The following is a 9,384-nucleotide window of genomic DNA, read 5'->3' as shown; positions in this document are numbered from 1 at the left end:
TGCACGCCTTCTCCGACAGTCTGGACCTGTGCAAGTTCAGCGCCTTTGCGGAGGGGGCGGCGGAGTACGCGGCGCAGTACGCGGCGATGACGGGAGTGCCCTTCACGGCCGAGGACGTGCTGAAGGCGGGGGAGCGGATTTACAACCTGGAGCGCTACTACAACAACCTGGCGGGGTTCCGGGAGGGGAGCGACTACCTGCCGGCGCGCTTCACGCAGGAGCCCTCGACGATGCCGGGGTCCCAGGGGCACGTGTGCGAGCTGGAGCCGATGCTGGAGGAGTACTACCGGGCGCGGGGCTGGGTCAACGGCGTGGTGCCCGAAGCCAAGCTGCGCGAACTGGGCATTCTGGACGATTAAGGTGATTATGGGGTGAGCAGGGCAGCCAGGCCGCCCCGCTCACCTTGCCTGTGGGAAAGTCTGGGAGGGCTTCACCCTCCCAGACCTTTCGATAGTATCCCAAATAAAACCGATGCACATCAACTTTTACGCAACCCTACGCCCCATCGTGGGCGGGCGCACAGTGCAGTTCGACGTCCCCGAAGGCGTCACCGTGCGCGAACTGATTGACATTGTCGTTACACGCTTCCCCCCGTTGCGGCGTGAGTTGCTCAACGAACAGGGCATGCTCTATCCCCACGTGCATGTCTTCGTCAACGGGCGCGACGCGCCCTATCTCCCCGAGGGCGTAGAAACGATCATCTACAACAGCGATACGATTGACATCTTCCCCGCCGTAGCCGGAGGGTGATGGAGACGCGCATCCACGACCTTCACGGCTTGCCGATCCGCCTGCTGAGGGACTGGCCGGTGGATCTGGGCGGGGCGGTACAGGCCCGATAGCGCCAGCCAGCCCGGCGACGCCAGGCCGGCTGGCGCGTCTCAACCACATGCTGCCTCATCTCGCCGGCCAGTTGCGATCCCGGGCGGCAGGAAGCGCCGTTCCGCGGCCACTCCTGACCTTGCGGTATTGCCATTTGTTAGCCGCCATACAGTATTATGGAGTGGTCGTATAATCGAAATCGGACGAGAACATCAGAAATCTCGCATCCCAGGGGAATGAATACGAATGCACAAGCGCCAATTCCATAGTTTTCTTTCCGTCTTAATCATCGCGATATGCATTGACCTCATAGCGCCCGTGGCGCTGGCAACACGGTATCCCGGTTACAGTCATTTACATGACACTATCAGCACATTGGGAACTTCGCGCAGTCCCGTGCAACAGCAGCAAGGCGCCGCCCTGGCGGCGGTTGGCGGCTTGCTGCTTGTATTTGCCGTAGGACAAGCCCTGGCATTTCAGAAGATGCGATGGAGCCATGTCTTATTTCTTCTCGGAATTACTCTGTTTGGAATTGGCTCAATCCTTGCCGGAATTTTCCCCGAAGATCCCTCAGATGTCGAAGAAACAATATCAGGCAAAATCCATGGAATCGCCTCTGGAATTGGTTTTCTCTTTTTGATGTTGAATCCTCTCTGGGCCTTGTGGATTGATGAGTTTGGCCGGCTAAAGGTTCTGAATGCCATACTATTCCCCGCTGCAATACTCCCGTCTGCGGCATTCCTTCTGTCTGAGAGTCGCACTACCGGGATATTACGGTATACAGGGTTGTTTCAACGGCTCAATTTATGCATTTTATACGGCAATCTTCTTCTGAATTATCTCTGGCAACAGAAACGGCCGAACCTGCCGTGACTGAAAAACCCCATTGACCGGACGTGAAGCGGCTAACCATCGCGTGCTGCCGATATATTTCGCTGGCGCTCGGCGTGCGACTGCCGCGCCCCGGCAGGTTGCCCGCTACGGCCAGCAATCCGCCAGAGTCTCTCAAAACACCCTTGCCTCATCTGCTACGGCGATTGATTAGTGTGTAAACAGAGTTTTTAGCTAACCCCCCCCACCCCTCCCCAACCCTCCCCCGCCGGGGGAGGGAATCCGGCTCCTCCCCCCAACGGGGGGAGGTTGGGAGGGGGGCGGAAATGGCAGGAACCTTGCCTGACAGACCAGTGATGATTGTTCAGAAATCCATCCGGTCTGGCCCGCGCAGGCGGGCTTCGCATCGGTAGCCCGCGGCTGATTGGTCTGTAAACGAAGTTTTTCGGCAACCCCGCCCCCTCCCCAACCCTCCCCCGCCGGGGGAGGGAGTCCGGCTCCTCATTCGCTGCCGGGCTACATGGCGGATACCGGTTCATATTCGTAATCCTCATTCGCCACCGAGCTAAACGCATGCACAGCCCGCTCAGGGGCGTGCCACGGGACAGAGGGTGCGGGCCTTCAGCCGGGCCTTCGACGTGGCCCTGCCTCCCGTTCATACCTATGCAAACAGATCAAACTATGCTATGATCAGGGCGCTCCGGACCTTGACCGGCGCGACCCGGTGGCAACCATCGGCGGCGGTGACACCCGGCGGCGCCAGGCGCCGATCCGCATCCTGAACTGCCAGGCGCCATTCCCACCGGCGCGCTGCGCTTGCGGCGGCCTCCGCGAAGCAATCGCTCCATATCAAGCGTATGGGCGACGAACCCGCCACGCAATCCGGCCACGACATCACTCCATCAGGCGGCAACCTCACCCGGCCCGGCGGCGATTACGTCGGCGGCGAAAAGATCACCACTGGCGATGTCAGCGGCAGAGCCATCGCCATCGGTCGTGGCGCCCAGGCCATCTATCAGGAGATCCTGCGCCCCCTGCCGGTCAATCTCAGCTCGCTGGTGCGCCCGCTGATCGAGCACTACGCCGCCGATGTCTTCGGCGGGCGCGACGCGGAACTGGCCGCCCTCGACGCCTTTCTCGCCGACCCGCGCTACCCGTTCGGTCTGCTCGTCGCGCCGACCGGCATCGGCAAGACCGCCCTGCTCGTCCGCTGGATCGCCCGCGTGCAGCGGCAGCAGCCGCAGTAGCGCATCATCTTCGCGCCGGTCAGCATTCGCTACCAGACCGCCGGCGAGCAGACGGCCCTGAGCCTGCTCGCGCAGGGCCTCGCCGACCTGCACCAGGATCTGGAGCAGTTCCGCGCCTACGACCAGGCACCCACCAGCCTGCGCGCCCTGATCGCCGACTACCTGCGCCGCGAGCTGCCCGACGGCGCGCAGGCGCTGGTCGTGCTCGACGGCATTGACGAAGCGATTGGCTGGACGGTCGGCCCGCTCTGCGCCGCACCGCCGCAGACCGGGCTCAAGATCGTCGTCTCGGCGCGGCAACGGGCCAACGCTACCCGTGAGGACTGGCTGCACCATCTGGGTTGGAACGCCGCGGCGGTGCAGCAGCTCGACCTGCGCGCGCTCGACCTGCCCGCGATCGCCGCCCTGCTCCGCCAGAGCGGTCCGGCGCTGGCCGCGCGCGCCGCCGACCCGAACTTCGTCGCCCAGTTCTACCGGGTCAGCGAGGGCGACCCGCTGACCGCCAACCTGCTGATCAAGGCGCTCACCGGCGGCCAGATCGCGCCGGAGTCGTTGACCCGGCGCCCGCCCGGCCTCGAAGCCTTCCTCACGGACTGGGTGGAGACGCTGCGGCAGCGCCGGCAGGCCAGCCGGGCCATCCGCGAACTGCTGGCGCTGTGCGCGGCGGCCTACGGCCCGCTGACCAGCGACGATCTGCAGGCGCTGGCGCCGGAGGTCTTCGTTCAGCAGAGTGACATTGTTGATGCTGTCCACGATGATGAAGTCGCCCGCTTCGTCATCACCGTCGGCGAGCACACCTACGTCTTCAGCCACCAGCGCCTGCGCGAGGTCTTCCTCGAACAGATCTACCCGCCGAAGGATCGCGAGCGGCTCCAGCAGCGGCTGATCGCCTACGGCAATGCGTGGTACGCCGACCGTAGCCGGCCCCTGCCCGACTACCTGCGGCAGTTCTGGATCGCCCACCTGCGCAATGCGGGCGAATGGGAGAGCATACGGCGCGTGTTGACCGAAATGGCGCCAGGCACCGATGGGCAGCGTTACCTCCAACCCTGGCAGGCGGCGCGCCACGCCGCCGAGGGGAGCGACACCGGCTACCTGAGCGACCTCGACGTCCTCTGGCGCCATGCCGCGGAGCAGAACGACCTGGGGTTGATGCTGCGCTGCGCGCTGATCGCGGCGAGCCTGCGCAGCCGGGCCGGCAACCTGTTCCCGGAGTTGCTGGTACAACTGGTGAAGGTGGGCACACCGGAGGCCAAATGGAGCCCCGCGGCAGCCTTGGAGACGATTGCGCAGATGCCGGAGGCGCAGAAGCGGGCGGCGTGCCTCGATGCGCTGCTCGAAGAGGGCATCGCCCTGCCGTGGGAACGGGCGCTGGAGGTGGCGCGGGCGATTGACGATGAACAGTATCGCGCCGAGGCGCTCGCCGCCCTCGCCCCCCATCTCCCAGAACCACTGCTGGGCGCGGCCCTCGCCGCCGCCCGCGCCATCGAAGATGCGGGGAGGCGCGCCGAGGCGCTCGCCGCCCTCGCCCCCCGCCTGCCGGAAGCGCTGCTGGGCGAGGCCCTCGCCGCCGCCCGCGCCATCGAAGATGAGGGGAGGCGCGCCGGGGCGCTGGGCGCCCTCGCCCCCCATCTGCCGGAAGCGCTGCTGGGCGAGGCCCTTGCCGCCGCCCGCGCCCTCAAAGATGAGGAGAGGCGTGCCGGGGCGCTCACCGCGCTCGCCGCCCTCGCCCCCCGCCTGCCGCCTGCCGACCAGGTAGAAGTGCTGGGCGCGGCCCTCGCCGCTGCCCGCGCCCTCAAAGATGAGGAGAGGCGCGCCCGGACGCTGGGCGCCCTCGCCCCCCGCCTGCCGCCTGCCGACCAGGTAGAAGTGCTGGGCGCGGCCCTCGCCGCCGCCCGCGCCATCGAAGATGAGGGGAGGCGCGCCGGGGCGCTCGCCGCCCTCGCCCCCCGCCTGCCGCCCGCCGACCAGGTGCAGGTGCTGGGCGAGGCCCTCGCCGCCGCCCGCGCCATCCAGGATGAGGGGAGGCGCGCCGGGGCGCTGAGCGCCCTCGCCCCCCGCCTTCCCCCTGCCGACCGGGTGCAGGTGCTGGGCGAGGCCCTCGCCGCCGCCCGCGCCGCCGAAGGTGAGGATAACCGCGCCGCGGAGCTGGGCGCCCTCGCCCCCCACCTCGCCGAGGCATGCAGCGAAGCCACCGATCGCTTCGCCGAGATGTTGCGCTGCCTTGCCCGCCGCGGTCGCCCGGCGCTGCTCGATGATCTCACCGCGCTGGCGCCGTGGATCGTGGCGCTCGCCGAGCGCCACGGGCAGCCGGCAGTGGCGGCGCTGGCACGGGCGATCGTGGAGACGGGACGGTGCTGGGAGTGATATCCATTTTGGATTTTGGATTTTGAATTGACGTATACGGCTCATCCTTGCCGTTCCCTGGCACGCTCCGCGCTACATCTTCTCCGGCAGCGAGGCGCTGCGGAGGCGGAGCGACGACCGGGGCGAGGACGGCGACGCGCGCGCCCTCGCCCGGCTGGTACGGAGGGAATGAGCGATGAATTGCATCCTGGGCGAACAAACGACGAACGCGGCAACCGGGCGCGGGCCGGTTTGCCGCGTTCTGCTGCTGGCGCCCCCGAGCCGACTCGAACGGCTGACACGCGGTTTAGGAAACCGCTGCTCTATCCTCTGAGCTACGGGGGCAGGCACCGTGAGTGTACCACAGATGCCCCTGTGGCGCAATGCCGGCTGTTCTCACGGGGCCGCAAACCATGCCGCGCTGACCTGGACCTCTCGCAGGGTGAGGGGCGAAACGCATCCCGGGACAGGCTCAGGATGCGTTCCGCTATGCAAGGTAAACAGGGGTGAGGGAGAAAGCGGGTTTCTCCCTCACCCCCGGCCCGACACGCGACCGTATCCAGACTGTGGCTGCAACCCTGTCGCCTTTCCGATGGCGGGAAACGCTCTCTCCCGTTCACCGCGCCGGCGCGCCGATGGTCACCACCAGCGTCGGACGGGCCACGGCGTTCCAGTCGCCGGTGTCCGAGGATACGAAGTACTTGCCGCTGTGATAGGCGCTATCCGCCGAGTAGAGGGCCAGGCGCAGCGGCGTGCGCGCGGCGTAGGCCTCGGCTACGCCGCGCGTGACATCAATCTCGCGCCGCACCCCCGGCCAGCCTGAGAAGGTCGCCAGTGGTTCAACCCAACCCGCGCCAACGTTCTCCGTCGCCAGCGGCGCGTTGTTCCAGTTCGTGGTCCGCTCGTTCCAGTCGGCGCCAACGGTAAGGGCCTGGATCAGTGACGGCCGCGCCTGGCTCGGTTCTGAATTGCCGAACTGATGCAGCACCAGCCTGGCCGAGACGATTGCCCTGCCCGAGGGCAACTGGTCCAGGGGGAACGTTACGTAATACTTGGCGAAACACGGCCAGTCAGCAATATCCGACTGATTCTGGACGTTGAAATCGGGCTTGCCCGCCTCTCGCGTCGAAACACCCCACTCGCTCCAGAAATCCAGCCCGTCGCCGCATACCGCGCCCCCGCCTACACCCACGTCGGGAACCACGGCCCCGTTCAGGCCGTGACGGATCGTGATCGTCTGCGACGATGCAACCGCCGGAGGCGTATAGGCCGGCAGGCCGAATCTGAGCGTGCCCCACGTGGACGGCGCCTGGAAATCCGCCGCCGGGGGCCAGAACTGATCCGCAATGGGCGTTCCGGCCTGGTCGTCGCGGTCATGAAGGGCCAGCGCCATCCGCCACAGAGCCCCGTCGTCTGGCCGCCTGCTGAGACCAAGACTGCTGAAAGGAATGCGGAAGGTCATAGCCCAGCCGCGATCGTCGGTCTCGTCATTCATCCACTCCCCGCGCCATCCTGGACGGGTGGTGAAGGCCGTAGTGGCGGGGGCCCAGCCTCCGCCACTCGCGCGATACGCGGCCTGGTACTGCGCGCCGCCGCTGCCGCTGAACTGGGCCACAAACCGGTGGCTGTTCCCGCTTACCCTGGCGCCATTCGCAGTGTCCAGATAGAGCGTCACCGCGTCCCAGGCGCTCAGATCGGCGCGCTCCGGGGTCGTGTCGTACCAGAGCCGCCGGTCAAAGACCGCGACATATACATATAACTCTGTGTCGTTGTATCCCAGACGCACATCGGCGTAATTCTGGGTTGGCGTCACGGCGCCAAACCAGAAGATAGCCAGTTCGGAAAAGCGCTCATCAACGTCGGCTACCGCGAAGTACGGCGCATTGACCCGCAGCGCTCCCGCAGTCACGGGAGCGCTGCCCGGCGATCCAACCACGAGGGGCAGATAAACGGTTCGGGACGCCATGAGCGGCGCCGCGACGACGGTAATGATAGTTGCCAGCGTCAACAGCAGTCCAACAATCATCGGACCGGGTCCAAACGAGCGCATTGACACCTCCTGGGACAGGTTGGTTCGCAGGGATGCTGTCCCGTGGTCATATCACCAGGGCCAACTGCTCAGTGCAGGTAGAGCGGAGCCGGGGAGGCGCGCGTCCGATGTCTTCCGACGGAGAAGGGCGACGGCTGATCCGCAGTCTTCAGACATAGCAAGGATGACAGCGAAGATGTCAGGCGCGCACCTCCATAAGTACTCCGCTGGTATGGACCATACCACCGCCAGTTTGCCAGACGAGGGCGCTCGCCGCAATCGGCCAAAGGTCCCGTTTTAACTAATTTTTTACTATTACGCCCCGTGGCAGGGCCGGCAAGCCGCTGGCAACGGGTGACAACAACAAATCGGTACACCAGGTTTCCCCATACCTCTACCCTATCAGGCTCTGGGACGGCCGCACCCTCTGATAAACAAGCTGACTGAAAATAGCCGGTCGGAGGGGTGTGGGCCATTGCGCGGGTTCCCACGCCCTTGCCCCTCAAGAGCATGCCGAGAAAGCCGGCTCTCTGATTAGCATGCCGAGAAAGCCGGCTCTCTGATTAGTCTGTAAAGTAAGTTTCCTGGCATTTCCGCCCCCCTCCCAGCCTCCCCCCCTGGGAGGAGGAGGCGGGCGCCCTCCCCCGGCGGGGGAGGGTTGGGGAGGGGGTGGGGGTTGAGCGCAAGACTTTGTTTACAGACTACTGATCACCGCACCGGCCGGGAAACACAGACCCGCAACCCGGAGGGTTACGCGCGACGGACGCCAGTTTGTCCTCGCCCTGGTCGTGCAGCAGAACAGGAGCGGTCCTTATTTTGCTACGCTGCGGCCATCATGCGGATGGGTCGAGGATTCTTCGACGTAGATAATCTTGCTCCCCTGTGGCTCAAACAGCACCGGCACCTGCCGCAGGCCGGGCAACGCGGCCCGAATGGCCTCGTGGCGCTCCTCGGGAGCGTAGAGTAGCAGGAAGCCCCCGCCGCCGGCGCCGAGGATCTTCCCGCCTATCGCTCCTGCTTCTCGCGCCCGTTCGTACCAGACGTCAATCTGCCCGTTGCTGATCCCCGAGGCCAGGGTGCGTTTACGCATCCAACCCTCGTGCAGGATTTCGCCAAACGCCGTCAGATCATCCGCCACCAGCGCAGCGCGCAGATCGTGGGCCAGCGCCACCATCTCGCGCAGGGCAAGGCGCCGGGAGCTGTCCTGCTCAGTGTTGGCGCGCTGTTCCTTCAGGATCCCTGAGGTCTGTCGCGTTACACCGGTGTAGAGCATCATCAGACGGGCCTCAAGTTGCCGTTTGGTCTCGGGCTTACAGATCACCGGATCAACAAACACGCTTTCGTCAGGATTAAACTGAATAAACTGCAAGCCTCCGTAGGCGGCAATATACTGGTCCTGCTTGCCAATCGGCTCGCCACAGCGCTCGATCTCGATCCAGCAAGCCTCACGGGCCAGCCGCTCGGCCCCGGCATGCCGTCCGTAATAGGCATGCAAGGCATTGAGCAAACCAACGGTGTATGTGCTGGAGGAACCCAGCCCGGTGCCCTGGGAGGGGATGTCGGAGATTGAGGTGATCTCGATGCCACGCTTGCAGCCGACCAGTTTGAGCGCCTCGCGAATAAGCTGGTGCTTCAGGTCGTCAACATGGTCCACAATCTCGGTGACCGAATAGCTCGCGCGGATTTGATGATCAAACTTGGCATTAACCGTGATATAAATGTACTTGTTGATCGCCACGCTGACTACGGCCCCCGGTTCGTGACGGTAGAACGCAGCCAGGTCGCTTCCGCCTCCAACAAAGCTGATCCGCAGGGGGGTGCGCGAGATGATCATCTTGTGCCCTTTTCTTCGTTTATGGTGCGTTGTACTAGTTCAATGCTTCAAGAAGACGCCAGCGGCTCCTTCCCGCCCAACTAACGGACACCCGACGTTCGCATTATAGTCCTTCGTAGCGAAAGTGGAAGGCCTGAAGCGCCTCTGTAACAATATTGTCAATCATGTGATTGCTCTGCTTACATTCGGTTTAGATGCACCTTTGTTGGTTATTCAACCGGAACAAGGGGAAATTCGGTTTTGCCATCTTCGATGAAAGCGCCCCCGGGAGGGCT

7 protein-coding genes and 1 tRNA gene are annotated in these 9,384 nt (G+C 64.7%); 5 read left to right on the top strand and 3 right to left on the bottom strand.

Annotated features, from left to right (window positions below; all coding sequences use genetic code 11):
• From NZU74_11510 to NZU74_11490, 5 genes are all read left to right on the top strand, one after another.
• Positions 1-359, top strand: a 359-nt coding sequence (locus NZU74_11510) for an aldehyde ferredoxin oxidoreductase C-terminal domain-containing protein (protein MCS6881951.1), incomplete at its 5' end; no start/stop codon positions are given.
• 112 nt (positions 360-471) lie between these two features.
• Positions 472-750: a MoaD/ThiS family protein gene (locus tag NZU74_11505; protein ID MCS6881950.1), complete on the top strand. Its 279-nt coding sequence runs from the start codon at positions 472-474 to the stop codon at positions 748-750.
• 318 nt (positions 751-1,068) lie between these two features.
• The gene (locus tag NZU74_11500) at positions 1,069-1,695 is read left to right on the top strand and encodes a DUF998 domain-containing protein (protein ID MCS6881949.1); all 627 of its coding nucleotides are present in this window, start codon (positions 1,069-1,071) and stop codon (positions 1,693-1,695) included.
• Between the two features lie 815 nt (positions 1,696-2,510).
• Positions 2,511-2,900: an ATP-binding protein gene (locus NZU74_11495; protein ID MCS6881948.1), complete on the top strand. Its 390-nt coding sequence runs from the start codon at positions 2,511-2,513 to the stop codon at positions 2,898-2,900.
• Between the two features lie 201 nt (positions 2,901-3,101).
• Entirely contained in the window at positions 3,102-5,267 is a 2,166-nt protein-coding gene (locus NZU74_11490) for a hypothetical protein (protein ID MCS6881947.1), read from the top strand.
• 248 nt (positions 5,268-5,515) lie between these two features.
• Here the strand turns inward: NZU74_11490 and NZU74_11485 are convergent.
• The 3 genes from NZU74_11485 to NZU74_11475 all read right to left on the bottom strand — a co-directional run bounded on the left by NZU74_11485 (position 5,516) and on the right by NZU74_11475 (position 9,109).
• Positions 5,516-5,591: transfer RNA gene (locus NZU74_11485), tRNA-Arg, on the bottom strand.
• A gap of 271 nt (positions 5,592-5,862) precedes the next feature.
• On the bottom strand, positions 5,863-7,296 hold the full coding sequence (locus NZU74_11480) for a DNRLRE domain-containing protein (GenBank protein MCS6881946.1): 1,434 nt from the start codon (positions 7,294-7,296) through the stop codon (positions 5,863-5,865).
• 790 nt (positions 7,297-8,086) lie between these two features.
• Entirely contained in the window at positions 8,087-9,109 is a 1,023-nt protein-coding gene (locus NZU74_11475) for a GHMP kinase (GenBank protein ID MCS6881945.1), read from the bottom strand.
• Positions 9,110-9,384: the final 275 nt, after the last annotated feature.

This window comes from Chloroflexaceae bacterium (assembly GCA_025057155.1).
GTDB lineage: Bacteria > Chloroflexota > Chloroflexia > Chloroflexales > Chloroflexaceae > JACAEO01.
This window is presented reverse-complemented; position numbering and strand designations above follow the sequence as displayed.